Raw genomic sequence first — 14,787 nt, 5'->3', positions numbered from 1 at the left:
TCACATTAAACCGAGCCAACACAATATGGCCGGGTTTGAAACGGCCGTCTATGGGAAAGAAAGCCTTTTCGCTATATAATTCCGCTGTTTCGACAGCTCCCCCATTCGGAAGTATCAATGAGCACCAACACTATTCTGATTATTGCCATCCTTATTTTCGCCCCCGTGTTTGGCGTATTGCTGTACAACACCTATCAGGAAAAGAAATACCGCGATTCCATCCGCGCCCAATTCGGCCATGCCGATAAAGACGCGCTGATGGAAAGCCACACCCATTCTGTGCGCGACGGCCAGCAGCAAGCTCCCGCTGCCGAAGCAGAGGCTGCCCCGCGCCTGCAGCCGGCTTTCGTTAAATTCAGCCGCTCAAGCGAGCCCGCCGCCGAAACCCATGTTGCCGAAACACCGGCCGCAGCCGACAGCGCCCCTGCCGAGCCGGTATTGCAGGCCGAACCCGCCGCCGAAGCCCCCGCGTTCAACTTCCAGCCCGTGCCGGCCGCCGCGCCTTCGCAAACCCAAGCGCCCGCCAAACGCAAGCTGCTGCTCGATTTGCAGGATTTGGCCAAACAACAGCTGCCCTGGTTCGACAGCCGCTTCGACTACCTCTGCTACATTTCCCTGAAAGAGCCGCAGGAATTGCACGCCATGCCGCGCCTTTCCAGCCGCCACCGCTTCCGCATCGCCGGCTGCACCATGGACGACCGCTTCCAAATCGCCGAGCCGATTCCCAGCGTGTACTACCAAGGCTTCGTGATCGGCCTGCAAGCCATCAGCCGCAACGGCTTGGCCAGCATTGCCGATTTGGAGCAATTCGGCGAACAGGCCAACGCCTTTGCCGAAAAAATGGACGGCGGCCTGCTGCTCACCGACATCGACACCTTCCTCTCCATCGCCCGCCCGCTGGACGATCTGTGCGCCCGCGTGGATCAAACCATCGCCATCCATTTGGTGTCGCGCAACAACGTGAGCGGCGTGGAATTGCGCAATGCCATAGAACGCCAAGGCTTCGAGCTTTCGCACGACGGCATGTTCTACCTGAACGACGCCAAAGGCCGGCCGTTGTTTGCCATCTCCACCCTCGACAACAGCGCCTTCACCGCCACCCTGCTCTCCACCCAGAATTATCGCGGCATCAGCATGCTGTTCGACGCCCCGCACATCCCCGACGGCGAGAAAAACTTCAACCGCTTCATGGATATCGCCGTTAAGCTTTCCAGCATGCTCGGCCTGGATTTGGTCAACGACAAGCTCGAAGAGCTTTCCACCCAATGGCTGAAAGAAATCCGCAGCTATGTGGTGGCGCGACAAGACGAGATGAAACGGGTGGGCATCGAGCCCGGCAGCGAACTGGCCAAACGGCTGTTCTCGTAGCCAACCCGCTAGAACACCAGCCAAACAGGCTACCTGAAACGGCATTTCCCGTTTTCAGGTAGCCTGTTTCCCCAATCCACACACACCTCAAGGAAAACATCATGCATAACGATAACGCCCTACACGCCGCCGTCGAGGCCGTCGCCATCCCCAACAGCAGCCTCACCGTCGGCAGCAGCCACGCCCTGCAAGCCATCGAACCAACCGACGATGGCCTGCAAATCAAACTCTGCTTCGGCTTTCCCGTCGGCCACATTGCCGACCGGCTCAAGCAAAACATCGCTTCCGCGTTGGCCGAAGCCGGTTGCACCCAAAACGTGCAAACCAACATCCGCAGCGAAATCACCGCCCGCAAAGTCCAGCCCGGCGTGCGCACCATCAGCGGCGTGAAAAACATCATCGCCGTCGCCTCCGGCAAAGGCGGCGTGGGCAAATCCACCACCGCCGCCAACCTCGCCGTGGCGCTGCACAACATGGGCGCGCGCGTGGGCATCCTCGATGCCGACCTCTACGGCCCCAGCCAGCCCACCATGCTCGGCGTGCCTGAGAGCAAACCGCAGCAGGAAAACAAACATTTCATCCCCGTGCGCTCGGCCGAAGGCATCCAAGTGATGTCTATCGGCTTTCTGGTCGACACCGACCAAGCCGTGGTGTGGCGCGGCCCCATGGTGAGCCAGGCCCTGCAGCAGCTGCTGTTTCAAAGCGAATGGGACAATGTGGACTACCTGTTGGTCGACCTGCCGCCCGGCACCGGCGACATCCAGCTCACCCTATCGCAGAAAATCCCCGTTACCGGCGCCATCGTGGTCACCACCCCGCAAGACATCGCCCTGATCGACGCGCGCAAAGCCGTGGATATGTTCGGCAAAGTCAACATCCCCATTTTCGGCGTGCTGGAAAACATGTCGGTGCATATTTGCAGCCACTGCGGGCATCACGAGCCTATTTTCGGCCAAGACGGCGGCAAAGCGCTGGCCGAACGCCTCGGTGTGCCGCTACTGGGCCAGCTGCCCCTGAGCCTGCCCGTGCGCGAAGCCATGGACAGCGGCAGCGCCGCCCAAATGCAGGCCGCCCACCCCGCCATCGCCCAAATCTACACCGAAGCCGCCTGGCAAACCGCCCTGGCCGTGGCCGCTAAAGGCAAAGACTTCAGCAACCGCTTCCCGCAGATTGTGGTGGAATAAACAGCACGGCGGGAATACAAAAAGGCTACCTGAAACCGTTTATCTGCGGTTTCAGGTAGCCTTTTGCTGGAATATGGCGGATGTATAGCGGATTAACAAAAATCAGGACAAGGCGACGAGCCGAAGACAGTACACACGTTACGGCAAGGCAAGCCAACGCTGTACCGGTTTTTGTTAATTCACTATAAATAAGGATAAGACAAGCAGCAAGCCGTACAGCGCTAGCGATTACGCCAATCCACGCCGCAGGCGGCGGCCATTTCGATGGCGGCTTCGGGGCCGTGGCTGCCGGCGGGGTAGGGCTGGGGTTCGGGCTGGTGTGCCGCCCAATCGTCGAGCACGGGCTGGAGCCAGCGCCAGGCTGCTTCGAGTTCGTCGCTGCGCATAAAGAGGGCGAGTTTGCCGTCTATCGCGTCGAGCAGCAGGCGCTCATAAGCGTCGGCACGGCGTTCGGGGAAGATTTTGAGCAAGTCTAAATCCAGTGCGGCTTCGTGTACGCACAGGCTGGTGCCGGGGGCTTTCATTTGCAGGAACAGTTTCACGGATTCCTGCGGCTGCAGGCGCACGCTGATGCGGTTGGGCGAGCCGCCGCAGCCAAATACGGGGTTGGCTTCGGGCCAGAAGTGGAGCACGATTTCGGCCAGCCGCCCGGCCATGCGCTTGCCGCTGCGCAGCAGGAAGGGCACGCCGCGCCAGCGCGGGTTGTCGATTTCGGCGCGCAGGGCGATGAAGGTTTCGGTGCGGCTTTGCTGGGAGACATTGGCTTCTTCGCGGTAGCCGCACACGTTTTCGCCCCGGATTTGGCCGGCGGTGTATTGGCCGCGCACCACGTCGGCGCGCACGCTGTAGGCGTTGAAGGGCTTGAGTGCGCGCAAGACGTTGAGCTTGGCGTTGCGCACGTCGCTATCGCCGAGGGAAAGCGGCGGCTCCATGGCGGTGAAGCACAAAAGCTGCAACAGGTGGTTTTGCAGCATATCGCGCAGGGCGCCGGTTTGGTCGTAGAACTCGCCGCGTTTTTCCACCCCGAGCTCTTCGGCAATGGTGATTTCCACGGCGCGGATTTGGGCGGCACACCACAAGGGATCGAACAGGCGGTTGGCAAAGCGCAGGGCGAGCAGGTTTTGCACGGGCTCTTTGCCTAGATAATGGTCGATACGGTAGATCTGCTCTTCGCGGAAGAAGGCGGCTACGGCGGTGTTGATGCTTTGCGCGGAGGCGAGGTCGTGACCGAGCGGTTTTTCCAGCACGATGCGGGTTGCGGGGCGGTTCAGCCCGGCAGCGGCCAGATGGCGGCAGATGGGCATGAAATAGTGCGGCGCGGTGGAAAGGTAAATCACCAGGGCGCGGCCATTTTGCCCGGCTTCGGCGCCGAGCAGCGCGGCGAGGTGGTGGAATTGTTCGGCGTTTTCAGCGTCTACGGGCAGATAGTTGATGCGTTGGCAGAAGGTATGCCACGTTTCGGCTTCGAGGTTGGGAATATGCGGCCGGGCGGATTCCTCTACTTTTTTCAGGTAGCCTCCGCGCCCTAAATCGCGGCGGCCGAGGCCGATGATGCAGCCGCCCGGGTGCAGCGTGCCGGCGGCGTGGGCTTGATAGAGGGCGGGCAGCAGCTTGCGCATCACGAGGTCGCCGGTACCGCCGAAGAAGACTATATCGAAAGGAGTGGGCATGGTTGGATAGGCCGTTAAGAAAAAATAGGCGCATTATAGCCCCGCCGTCAGGCTACCTGAAAATTTAGCATCGGCTCAGGTACAATACGGCGTTTTCATTTGATACGGGCACACCACCATGTTTAACCACAGCGAGCAAACCCTGCGCGATGTTTGCGCCCAAGCCATCGAGCTGGCCAAAGCCGGCGGCGCCACCGCAGCCGAAGCCGACGTGAGCGAATCCATCGGCCAATCCGTGCAGGTGCGGCTGCAGGAAATCGAGCACATCGAATACCAGCAAGATAAATCGCTCGACCTCACCGTGTATGTAGGTTGGCGCAAAGGCCGCGCCAGCACCGCCGATTTCTCCGCCGCCGCCATTGCCGATACCGTGCGCGCCGCGCTCGATATTGCCCGCTACACCGCCGAAGACCCCTGCGCCGGCCTGGCCGAAGCCGTCCTGATGGCCGCCGAATTTCCCGATTTGCAAAGCTACCACGAATGGCCGCTGAGCACCGCCGAAGCCGCCGAGCTCGCCCGCCGCAGCGAAGCCGCCGCCCGTGCCGCCGATTCCCGCATCACCAACTCCGAAGGCGCCCACATCCAAACCGGCCATTATCAATACGCATACGGCAACAGCCACGGCTTTATGCAACACCAGCGCAGCAGCCGCCACAGCCTGTCTTGCAGCGTCGTGGCCGGCAGCGGCAGCGGCATGCAGCGCGATTATTGGTACGACCTCGCCCGCAGCAGCGCCGATTTGGACACGCCCGAACACATCGGCCAAACCGCCGCCCGCCGCGCCGTGCAGCGCCTCGGCGCCCAAAGCCTGCCCACCGGCAGCTACCCCGTGCTGTTCGATGCCACCGTTTCAGGCAGCCTCATCGGCCACCTCGTCGGCGCACTCAGCGGCGGCGCGCTCTACCGCCAAACCAGTTTCCTGCAAGACAGCATCGGCCGCCAAATCCTCCCCGCCGCCCTCAGCCTGCGCGAAGAGCCGCACCTGCCCAAAGCCTTGGCCAGCACCGCCTTCGATGCCGAAGGCGTCGCCACCCGCCCCCGCTTCGTGATTGAAAACGGCATCATCCAAGGCTACTTCCTCAGCAGCTACAGCGCCCGCAAACTCGGCCTGCCCACCACCGCCAACGCCGGCGGCGCCCACAACCTCATCCTCAGCCACACCCACCCAAGCCAGGCCGAACTCCTGCGCGAAATGGGCAGCGGCCTGCTCGTTACCGAACTCATGGGCCAAGGCGTCAACACCCTCACCGGCGACTACTCGCGCGGCGCCGCCGGCTTCTGGGTGGAAAACGGCCAAATCGCCTACCCCGTGCAGGAAATCACCATCGCCGGCCGCCTGCAAGACATGCTGCCCAACATCGCCGGTGCCGCCAACGACGCCCTCAAACGCAGCGCCCACAAAACCGGCTCCCTCCTGCTCGAACAGATGACCGTGGCCGGGCATTGAGCGGGCGTGCGTCGGATGCAGCAAAAGAGGCTACCTGAAAACGCAGGCTGCAACGAAGCAAACATACCGCCTTGCCGTTTTCAGGTAGCCCTTTGCCTGATTCGCATGCCGGCCCCTTAATTTAAGCCGCAATTCAAAACAAGCTTCAAACCTCCGCCCCGTACAAAACCCGCCCCCCTGTTTCAGGTAGCCAGAACCCGGAAAGAAAGCCCCCATGACCCTATATCAAAAACTCCAAACCGCCCAAAGCGAAGAAGACGTAAAAGATGCTTATATCAGCGCGCTGAAGCTTAAAAAAGTTACCAAAGGCCTGATAGACATCCAAACCGAAGAAATCTGGTTTGAAGCCAAACACAAGCCCACAGACGTGTACACCATGTTCACGCAGCTTTTGTATTACGTCTGCCACGCATATCACGAAGGCAAAAATATAAAATCCCTGTTTTTGCCCCCGCTGCTCTGCGTCATCGACAACGAAAAAGCCGCGCTCATGTCCACCGCAAGCATTACCCCCATCTTCAGCGACAAAAAAATCGCATGGGGCAAATCCGCCAGCCAAGTCAGCCGCGAACTCATCGCCCAAGTCTCGCCCTACATCAACGACCACTTCATCGTTTACCGCATAGCCGAAGACGAAGCCGCCTTTTTGCAGGCCGTGCGCGACAGCATCAAAAACGGCGGCATCGTCCGCACCCAAATCACCCCCAACAACCTCAAACCCGTCTTCGACCGCTGGGTGGAACTCATCGGCGCGGAACTCGGCGACTTGCCGAACCCCGCAGACTACGCCCTGCTGTTTTACGCCGACATCATGCACGACGGCAACAAACTCGTTATCGATGACGGCCTGGACACCTGCCTCATCCCCAATTACAACGGCAAACCCGCCTTCTCCCTGCGCGGCCGGGTCCTCAAACTCGCCAGCGAAAAAGGCTACCGCGAATTTTGGAACATCTACCACCGCCCGCCCGCCGCAGAACACCGCAACTACCTGCTCGAACGCCGCGACCAACTCATCCCGCTGGACGAACGCCAATTCAAAGGCGCGTATTACACTCCGCTTAAAGTCGTGGAAAAAGCCTATGGATTATTAAGCGAAACGCTCGGCAGAAACTGGCAGAAAAACTACATCGTCTGGGACATGTGCTGCGGCGTGGGCAACCTTGAAACCAAACACGGCAACCTGCGCAACGTCTTCATGAGCACGCTGGACACCGACGACATCAACGTCATGCAGACCGGCGGCCAATTCCCCGCCGCCACCCGCTTCCAATACGACTACCTGAACGACGACATCGCTTCAGACGGCACAATCGACTACTCGCTGACCGATAAAATGCCGCACGAACTGCGCGCCCATATTCAGGCAGCCCGCTCCGATAAAAAGAAAAAGATTCTGGTGCTGATTAACCCGCCGTATGCCGAGGCGACGAGCAGTTTTAGTATAACAGGCGGGAAAAATAAAAAGGGAGTTGCTAGAACAAAAATGCTTGATATCGCGAAGAAAAAATTTGGTAAAGCCAGCAATGATTTATATACACAGTTTTTGTCGCGTATTGCATTGGAATTACCAAACTCTGTTGTTGCTGTTTTTAGTACATTGAAATATGTTGTTGCACCAACATTACAAGAATTTCGCAATAATTGGCATGCTGAATATAAAAATGGTTTTATTGTTCACAGTAAAAATTTTGATGGATTAAATGGAAATTTTCCAATTGGCTTTTTAATTTGGCGAATAAAGCAAAATCAACCGAATGTTACATTTCCAACAGAAATCCAAACATCCTCATATAACAAAAATGTTCAACCTGAAGGATCACGAAAATTTTTCGTAGAAGAACATTTGCTAACAGACTGGGTAGAACGGCCAGATACAAATGACACGCTAGCTGTCCCATTAAAAAATGCAATTGTTACAGCAACCGCCAAAAAAGATGTGCGTGGTACGAAATGGTCTGATAATGCAGTTGCTTGGTTAAATTGTGCAGGCAATGATTTTCAACAAGCGGCTAAACTAACTATGCTACTTTCATCAGGTTTTGGCAGTGGGCGTGGATTTTTTGTAAACAAAGATAATTTAGCCAAGGCCGCCGTTATCTTTGCCGTGCGTCGTTTAATTACACCCACATGGCTCAACGACCGCGACCAATTCCTACAGCCGCACTTCGGTCTGGAAGGAAGGAAGGAAGGAAGGAAGGAAGGAAGGAAGGAAGGAAGGAAGGAAGGAAGGAAGGAAGGAAGGAAATTATACCGAAATTCCGCAGGAATTCGCCCTCGACTGCCTACTGTACATGCTCTTTTCCGGCAGCAACCTCACCGCGGGCACGGCCAAAGACGCGCTGGAATGGAACGGCAGAAAATGGCAGCTCACCAACCACTTCATCCCCTACGACGAAGCGCAGGTGGGTTTCAACGGCAGATTCCAATCGCATTTCATGAGCGACTATCTGCGCGATAAAAAACTCTCCAAAGAAGCCCAAGCCGTGTATGACGAAGGCCTGAAACTGTGGCAGGCCTTCTACCAAGCCGACATCGAACGCAAAATCCGCGACGAATACCTGCTCGACAAAAGCGGCGCAGGCTGGTACCAAATCCGCAACGCCCTGAAAAAAGCCGCCCCGCAAACCGACTTCGCCCCCTTCGAAACCGCCTACGCCGCCCTCGCCGCCAAACTCGAACCGTTGGTGTACGAATACGGCTTTTTGAAAGAGTAGCAGCCGCAGAATACTCGTTGCCCACACGTTTTCAGGTAGCCTTTGAATAAAAGGCTACCTGAAACAGGGGTAGCCTCGCTGCCTCTCGGCAAAAGAGCAGGCCAAGTTCCGATGTGGTGCAGCCTGCCTTGCTGCATCAAAACCCAGCCACTGCAAGCCCTATCTACCGCAGCTGTGCCCCAATGGTTTGAGCAGCGGCAATCAACTTCTGCACGATCTCTTCAACCGTATCGTCCGTCAAAGTACGTTCTGCATCCTGCAAGATCACTTTTACTGCCATGCTCTTCATGTTTTCAGGTAACCCCACCCCGCGATACACATCGAACAACGTAATCTCCTGAATCAAATCGGATTTCACGCCGCGCAAAGCAGCCTGCAACTGCTCGAAAGTAGTGGTTTCAGGCATCACAAACGCCAAATCCCTGCGCACCGGCTGGAATTTCGATACCGCCTGATAGCGCGTTTTTTCGCGTTCCAACACGGCTGCCATATCGATTTCAAATACCAGCGGCGCTTGCGGCAAATCGTATTTTTGCAGCCATTTCGGGTGCAATTCGCCGACAAAGCCGATGACCTGGCCGTCTGAAACGATATTGGCGGCGCGGCCGGGATGTAGGGCGGGATGTTCGGTTTTAACGAACTCAACCGCTTTGTTTTTCAACAGATTTTCTACATCGGCCTTGATGTCGTAAAAATCCGCGTTGCGCGTTTTCTCTCCCCATTGTTCCGGCATCGCCGCGCCGTACCACAGGCCGCCGATGCGTTCGTTTTGTACAAACTGGCCATCTGAACCTTTGCTGAACACGCGGGCGATTTCAAACACGCGCACGCGGTTTTGTTTGCGGTTCAGATTGTTTTGCAGAATTTCCACCAAGCCGCCGATGAGCGTGGAGCGCATCACGGCATACTGCGCCGCCAGCGGGTTTTGCAGGCGGATGGGATTGGCGTTGGCGGCAAAATCGAGCTCCCATTGCTCGTCAACGAAGGCGTAGCTGACGACTTCGCGGTAGCCGCGCGCCGCCATTTCGTTATAAACGGCAAAACGCGGACGGCGGGTTTCGGGCAGCGCCAGCATTTTCAGACGGCCTGACGTGTAATCGTCGGGGATATTTTCATAGCCGTAAACGCGGCCGATTTCTTCAATCAAATCGGCTTCGATTTCGATGTCGAAACGGAAACTCGGCGCGGTAACACGGAAACCTTCCGCCGTTTTTTCAGGCTGCAAGCCCAAGTGCTGCAAAATGGTTTCCACCTGTTCGGCAGGAATGTCCACGCCCAACACGGTTTTCAGACGGCCTAAACGCAATTCGACCTGTTTGTTTTCAGGTAGCCTGCCCAACGCTTCCACCATTTCGCCTGCCGCACCGCCGCAGATTTGCAAAACCAATTCGGTAGCGCGTTCGATAGCATCAGCCTGCAAACGGCAATCCACGCCGCGCTCAAAGCGGAACGACGAATCCGAACCAAAACCGTATTGGCGCGATTTTCCTGCGATGATTTCAGGCGCAAACCAAGCCGCTTCCAGCACGATATTTTGTGTGTCGTCTGAAACCGCGCTCGCCGCGCCGCCCATCAGCCCTGCCAAACTCAACGCGCCTTTTTCGTCGGCCACTACCAGCGTATTTTCAGACAGAGAGACGGTTTTCTCGTTCAGGCATTCCAGCGTTTCACCTTCGCGCGCGCGACGAATGTGCAGGCTGCCTGAAAGTTTATTGGCATCAAAAACATGCATCGGCTGACCGATTTCCAGCATCACATAATTGCCAATGTCCACCAGCGCGGAAAGGCTGCGGATACCGCTGCGCTCCAAACGCTGCTTCATCCAATCCGGCGTAGCGGCGCGCGCGTTCACGTTTTCAATCACGCGACTGATAAAGCGGCCACAATCGGCAGGCGCATCAATCTGCACGGGCTGTTTGCGGCTGCCCGTGATGGGCGCGGCATGGATTGCAGGCTGCTTAAACGCGCAGCCGGTCAGCGCGGACACTTCGCGCGCAATACCTTTGATGCTCAGGCAGTCGGCACGGTTCGGCGTGATTTTCAGCGTGAACACCGTATCGTCCAAATCCAGATATTCGCGGATGTTTGTGCCGACGGGAGCGTCTTGCGGCAGAATGTGCAGGCCGTTCACGCCGTCGTCAGGCAAACCGAGTTCGTCGGTGGAACACAACATCCCGTTCGACACCACGCCGCGCATCTTGGTCGGTTTGATTTTGAAATTGCCCGGCAACACCGCGCCCAGCAGCGAACACGGCACTTTGATGCCCGCTTTCACATTCGGCGCACCGCACACAATCTGCACCAACTCACCCGTACCCGCATCGACTTGGGTAACGTTCAAACGATCGGCATCAGGATGTTTTTCAACGGATTTCACTTCGGCAATCACCACGCCCGTAAACGCAGGCGCGGCAGTCTCGGCTTCTTCCACTTCCAAGCCGGACATGGTTAACAGATGTTCCAGCTTATCGGCGGAAAGTTCGGTATCGGCTTGGGTTTTCAGCCATGAGTAGGAGAATTGCATGTTTTTCCTAAAGATTAAATTTGATTGGACAACTTAAGGGTAACCGAGTGTAAATTACATTACACATTTTTCCATAAAGCAGTCTAAAAATTCTTCATTGACAGCTTTATTTGTCAATTTCCGGCGAATGCACAAGGAATACAACTCTTCAACTGCGGAATAAGGAAAATATTGGGTATCTAAATTTTGAAACATCGGAACATTTGCTTCTTTAAAAACTTTATCCCTATCTTCATCAGGAGCAACGATAACCCAGCGCGTATTAGCATATGGTGGCAACAGGTCTTTCAACTGCTTCATCCGCGCAAGGCCGGAACGTACACCCGTACTATGTTCCACCTCCATCACCGCCGGCATCAGTTTTCCATTCCTGAACCAGATGCAATCAATATGCATTGCGGCCTGAACCGCGCCGTCAAACGAACTGATAAGTTTCTCGCATTCTATCTTTTGCACGATACCGTCCAAATCGGCAATTTTTTTATCCCCATAACTGATACCTTGGTCGTTTCTCGCAATCCACGTCCTGAAACCAAGCTGGAAACCTATTGCTGAAAGGGCAATCTGTATTTGTACGTGGCGGCGTTTTACATCTATATCTATTTCTGAATGGGTCGAAGGAAGGGATAAAGCATCGTAAACCACATTGTTGGAGGGGATTTCCGAAATAACGACATCTGTCTCATATTCCTTCATTACGCCTTTTTCATGCGGCCTATCGGGAAGCCAAATAATGTGCTTGTGCCCTTCCACCACCTCGCTTTTATTCAGACCCGGTTGTATCCGCTGCAATTTGCACCAGTAAATTTCGGGTGTATGGGCAAGCAATGCCTCTAGTGCGGAACGAAAGTTATAACTTGCGCCAAACACCCTGTCCACATTGACAGGCTCACCCGTTGACAACGCATCTGCCAACCGCCAAATTGCTTGTTTCGATATCGAAGTTTCCGTATCTCCCCTTTTAATCTTAATCGGACCTTCCGGTTTTTCAACATGGACGATTTGTATGGTATGCGTATTTGAGCTGTTCACATAGTTATAATTGACATTCTTTTTCAAGCTGTCAATCGCACTGACCAAATTAGCAGCCGTCAGTTTTTGTCCGTTCATAGTGATTCTCCAAATAAGATTTCAGTGTCATCGCTATCCCTTTTGCTGCCAAAAACGGTACACCGTTGCCTATAGTTTTGAACATATTGCTCAATGTCATGTTATCAGGCAGCTCAAACTCCTTCGGCAAAGACTGTATTGCCAATGCCTCCGCAGCGGAAATCCTTCTTGGCAGATAGGGATGAATGTGGACTTCGTTGTTTCCGTATGCGGCAGTCGGGGAATAACGCCAGCGGTGTAGGCGTTTATAGGACTTCTTTTTATCATCCCCTTCGCTTATGGTTTGGAATTTTTCTAAACCCGCTCTTGGTTGGAAGTGCTTGCTCGCATTCGGGTGCGTATCCACACCGTTGCGATCGAACCAATACTGAACGGTCAACTCGGGATATATGTTTGCAGGCTGACTGACCACTCTTCCTACTTCTTCTGTCGTAGGCCAATCTTTTTCCAAGGCATCAGGGAATGAAATATGGGCATCCCAATCAAACTTCTGCAAAGCATCGACATGCTGACTCAAAAAACCCACTAGGATAATCCTTTCCCTGTCTTGCGGTACGCCGTATTCGATGGCATTGATGAGTTTTTCAGTACATACATACCCAAAATCAGAAAGTTGCCGTTTCAGCGCATTGAAAAACTCCCTATGCTTGGCAGTTCTATATAGTCCTTTCACATTCTCAAATACAAAAAAATCAGGCTGGTTTTTACAAATTAAATCCACATAACTTTGTGATAACTTACCATTCTCCCCATCCCTACCTTTATTTTTCCCTGCAACAGAAAAATCCGGACATGGGGGACCCCCGATAAATCCGACAATAATGCCATTTTGTTTTTCCTTTTTAACCCAGCCAGCCAAATCTTTTGCTTTCTCCGCATAAAGACATTCGTCGATACTACCCTCAAAATATCCGTATTTAGGCTTCGGAATATCCATTCTGCTTCGAGAGTATTTATATGCTTCCAAAAATGGGGGATGGACTTCATTAACGAAGGCAATATCAAATCCTGACAACTCAAAGCCTAAATCCAAAAAGCCCGCACCGGAAAAAAAAGAAAAAATCAAAGTTTTTTTTCTTTCCTGCCGCATACTTATATCCAAATTGCAGCTTTTATCCGTCAACTGGAAGGGGAGATTATTTTTCTCCCGTTTGAAATTTTGACAATTCCTGTTTTTCGCGGACGGCTTGTCTGACTTTTTCGGCATGGCAGCCTGCATTTTTAACGACATCGTTACTCCAAAAACGTAAAACCGTCCAGCCCTCGGCTTTCAAACGGCCTGTTACTTCCATATCCCGCCGGATATTGCGTTCTATCTTGGCAATCCAAAACTCACGGTTTCCCTTTATTTCCGCCTTTTTCCGTTCCCAATCCTTGCCGTGCCAAAACTCACCATCGACAAATACGGCCACTTTGTATTTTTTAAATGAAAAATCAGGCTTCCCAAAAATGCTTCCGCTATTTTTCCGATACCTGAGCCCCAAAGCCCACATCGCTTTTGCCAACACAAGCTCGGGCTTCGTCCCTTTGCTTTTGTTGGACTGCATACATTTTTTGCGTTGCTCGGGGGTTAATCTGTCCATTTCTGGCTACCTGAAATATGCAGGCTGCTTTTCCATGTTCAGGCAGCCTGCACGATCATTTCGCAAACTGCTTCAAAAAGTTCAAATCGTTATCAAAAAACAGTCGCAGATCGTTCACGTTGTAACGCAGCATGGCAAAGCGGTCGAGACCGATACCGAAGGCGAAACCGGTATATTTTTCGGGGTCGATATTCACGTTTTTCAACACGTTGGGATGCACCATGCCGCAGCCGCCGACTTCCAGCCATTTGCCGTTTTCGCCCATGATGTCGATTTCGGCGGACGGTTCGGTAAACGGGAAGAAAGACGGACGGAAACGTACTTGCAAATCATCACGTTCGAAAAAGCGGCGGATAAAGTCGGTGAACACGGCTTTCAAATCGGCGAAAGTTACGCCCTCTTCTACCCACAAACCTTCAGCTTGGTGGAACATGGGCGAGTGCGTTGCATCGCTGTCCACACGGTAAACGCGGCCGGGGGCGATAATGCGGATAGGCGGCTCTTTTTTATCGAGCATATAGCGGATTTGAATCGGGGAAGTGTGCGTACGCAACACATCGCCGTTTTCAACGTAGAACGTATCCTGCATGGCGCGTGCCGGGTGGTTTGCAGGGATGTTCAAAGCCTGAAAGTTGTGGAAATCGTCTTCGATTTCCGGGCCGTCCGCCACTTCAAAACCCATGCCGTGAAAGAGTTCGACTACGCGCTGCAAGGTCAGGGTTACGGGATGCAGACCACCGTTTTCCTGCGCGCGTCCGGGCAGGGTAATATCGAGTGCTTCGGCGGCAAGTTGGGCTTGCAGCTTGGCTTCGGCCAACTCGGCGCGTTTGGCATCGTAGGCGGCTTGGAAACGCTGCTTGCATTCGTTGATGAACGCGCCGACGGTTTTTTTCTCTTCGGGCGGCAGGCTGCCGAGCTGTTTGAGCAGGGCGTTGAGTTCGCCCGTTTTGCCGAGATACTGGGCTTTGACGAGTTCGAGGGCTTGCTGGTCGGCGGTGTTTTGGATGGCGGCAATGCTGGCGGCGGCAATTTGTTCTGCGTTTTGCATATTTTATTGTGAAATGATGTTGGGAATGGGGCGGCACACCTGCAGGCTACCTAAAAAATCCGGCAGCAAAACCGAAGGCGGGAAAGGCGGCATTTTAGCTGAAAATGGGCTGTTTTTATAGCAGACCGGCCAAGCG

General features: G+C 54.5%; 11 protein-coding genes. 5 read left to right on the top strand and 6 right to left on the bottom strand.

Annotation, left to right across the window (positions count from 1 at the left end; translation table 11 throughout):
* Positions 1 to 117: 117 nt before the first annotated feature.
* Together ELB75_RS01935 and apbC are read left to right on the top strand one after the other, a co-directional pair.
* On the top strand, positions 118 to 1,368 hold the full coding sequence (locus ELB75_RS01935; protein ID WP_126982508.1) for a cell division protein ZipA C-terminal FtsZ-binding domain-containing protein: 1,251 nt from the start codon (positions 118 to 120) through the stop codon (positions 1,366 to 1,368).
* A 101-nt stretch (positions 1,369 to 1,469) separates the two neighbouring features.
* Positions 1,470 to 2,552: an iron-sulfur cluster carrier protein ApbC gene (apbC, locus tag ELB75_RS01930; RefSeq protein ID WP_126982507.1), complete on the top strand. Its 1,083-nt coding sequence runs from the start codon at positions 1,470 to 1,472 to the stop codon at positions 2,550 to 2,552.
* Between the two features lie 221 nt (positions 2,553 to 2,773).
* Here the strand turns inward: apbC and zwf are convergent, their stop codons facing one another.
* Positions 2,774 to 4,222 (bottom strand): glucose-6-phosphate dehydrogenase, encoded by a 1,449-nt coding sequence (zwf, locus tag ELB75_RS01925; RefSeq protein ID WP_126982506.1) that lies wholly within the window; start codon positions 4,220 to 4,222, stop codon positions 2,774 to 2,776.
* Positions 4,223 to 4,340: 118 nt separating this feature from the next.
* Here zwf and pmbA point away from each other — a divergent pair, with 118 nt between their 5' ends.
* From pmbA to ELB75_RS12395, 3 genes are all read left to right on the top strand, one after another.
* Positions 4,341 to 5,669 (top strand): metalloprotease PmbA, encoded by a 1,329-nt coding sequence (gene pmbA, locus ELB75_RS01920; protein ID WP_126982505.1) that lies wholly within the window; start codon positions 4,341 to 4,343, stop codon positions 5,667 to 5,669.
* A gap of 214 nt (positions 5,670 to 5,883) precedes the next feature.
* The gene (locus ELB75_RS01915) at positions 5,884 to 8,130 is read left to right on the top strand and encodes a FliH/SctL family protein (protein ID WP_126982504.1); all 2,247 of its coding nucleotides are present in this window, start codon (positions 5,884 to 5,886) and stop codon (positions 8,128 to 8,130) included.
* Entirely contained in the window at positions 8,108 to 8,386 is a 279-nt protein-coding gene (locus ELB75_RS12395; protein ID WP_164726757.1) for a hypothetical protein, read from the top strand. The genes ELB75_RS01915 and ELB75_RS12395 overlap by 23 nt, the downstream gene beginning before the upstream one ends.
* A gap of 163 nt (positions 8,387 to 8,549) precedes the next feature.
* Here the strand turns inward: ELB75_RS12395 and pheT are convergent, their stop codons facing one another.
* The 5 genes from pheT to pheS all read right to left on the bottom strand — a co-directional run bounded on the left by pheT (position 8,550) and on the right by pheS (position 14,651).
* A complete protein-coding gene (pheT, locus tag ELB75_RS01910; RefSeq protein WP_126982503.1) occupies positions 8,550 to 10,910 on the bottom strand; it encodes a phenylalanine--tRNA ligase subunit beta in 2,361 nt (786 codons plus the stop codon).
* Between the two features lie 54 nt (positions 10,911 to 10,964).
* On the bottom strand, positions 10,965 to 11,990 hold the full coding sequence (locus ELB75_RS01905) for a restriction endonuclease (protein WP_126984176.1): 1,026 nt from the start codon (positions 11,988 to 11,990) through the stop codon (positions 10,965 to 10,967).
* Between the two features lies 1 nt (position 11,991).
* Complete coding sequence (locus tag ELB75_RS01900; protein WP_126984175.1) at positions 11,992 to 13,086, bottom strand: DNA cytosine methyltransferase; 1,095 nt, start codon at positions 13,084 to 13,086, stop codon at positions 11,992 to 11,994.
* Positions 13,087 to 13,156: 70 nt separating this feature from the next.
* Complete coding sequence (locus ELB75_RS01895) at positions 13,157 to 13,603, bottom strand: very short patch repair endonuclease (protein ID WP_126982502.1); 447 nt, start codon at positions 13,601 to 13,603, stop codon at positions 13,157 to 13,159.
* Positions 13,604 to 13,658: 55 nt separating this feature from the next.
* Positions 13,659 to 14,651, bottom strand: coding sequence for a phenylalanine--tRNA ligase subunit alpha (pheS, locus tag ELB75_RS01890; protein ID WP_126982501.1), 993 nt, complete (start codon positions 14,649 to 14,651; stop codon positions 13,659 to 13,661).
* Positions 14,652 to 14,787 lie beyond the last annotated feature (136 nt).

The sequence above is a fragment of the Eikenella corrodens genome (assembly GCF_003990355.1).
In the GTDB taxonomy this organism is placed as follows: Bacteria; Pseudomonadota; Gammaproteobacteria; order Burkholderiales; family Neisseriaceae; genus Eikenella; species Eikenella corrodens_B.
Note: the sequence above shows the minus strand (reverse complement) of the source record. Positions and strands in the feature narration are given on the sequence as shown.

Excerpts from the sequence above, each read along its gene's own strand:
- pheS (WP_126982501.1), bottom strand. The coding sequence starts at position 14,651 with ATGCAAAACGCAGAACAAATTGCCGCCGCCAGCATTGCCGCCATCCAA.
- ELB75_RS01915 (WP_126982504.1), top strand. The coding sequence starts at position 5,884 with ATGACCCTATATCAAAAACTCCAAACCGCCCAAAGCGAAGAAGACGTA.
- pmbA (WP_126982505.1), top strand. The coding sequence starts at position 4,341 with ATGTTTAACCACAGCGAGCAAACCCTGCGCGATGTTTGCGCCCAAGCC.
- zwf (WP_126982506.1), bottom strand. The coding sequence starts at position 4,222 with ATGCCCACTCCTTTCGATATAGTCTTCTTCGGCGGTACCGGCGACCTC.
- ELB75_RS01935 (WP_126982508.1), top strand. The coding sequence starts at position 118 with ATGAGCACCAACACTATTCTGATTATTGCCATCCTTATTTTCGCCCCC.
- ELB75_RS01895 (WP_126982502.1), bottom strand. The coding sequence starts at position 13,603 with ATGGACAGATTAACCCCCGAGCAACGCAAAAAATGTATGCAGTCCAAC.
- ELB75_RS12395 (WP_164726757.1), top strand. The coding sequence starts at position 8,108 with ATGAGCGACTATCTGCGCGATAAAAAACTCTCCAAAGAAGCCCAAGCC.
- apbC (WP_126982507.1), top strand. The coding sequence starts at position 1,470 with ATGCATAACGATAACGCCCTACACGCCGCCGTCGAGGCCGTCGCCATC.
- pheT (WP_126982503.1), bottom strand. The coding sequence starts at position 10,910 with ATGCAATTCTCCTACTCATGGCTGAAAACCCAAGCCGATACCGAACTT.